General features: G+C 63.1%; 1 protein-coding gene. It reads left to right on the top strand.

Annotation, left to right across the window (positions count from 1 at the left end; genetic code table 11):
• Window positions 1-388 (top strand): uroporphyrinogen decarboxylase family protein (locus AC1D0P_RS31395; protein ID WP_477680298.1); only part of this gene is annotated, 388 nt, incomplete at both ends.

Raw genomic sequence — 388 nt, 5'->3', positions numbered from 1 at the left:
GTGTGCTGGGCGATCGGGAGTTTGAAACCTATGCCGTCAAGCCGGTCCGCAGGATCATCGATGCCGTGCGGGCCGAGCGGCCGCAGGCCAGGATTATCGCCTTTGCCAAAGGCGCGGGCTTCAATCTAAAGACCTATCGGCAGGGCACGACGGCCGACTGTATCGGCCTTGATTGGACCGTGCCGCTGGATTTCGCCGCCGAGCTGCAGAAGGCAGGACCAGTGCAGGGCAATCTCGATCCGTTGCTGATGGTGGCAGGCGGAGCGGCGCTGGATGATGGGATAGACCGCATCCTCGACTGGCTCGGTCACGGCCCGCTGATCTTTAATCTCGGACACGGAATCACGCCGCAGGCCGATCCCGCGAATGTGACGCGGCTGCTTGACCG

The sequence above is a fragment of the Polaromonas sp. P1_G2 genome (assembly GCF_056405515.1).
The sequence above is the reverse complement of the archived record's forward strand: the minus strand, read 5'-3'. Positions and strand labels throughout refer to the sequence as shown.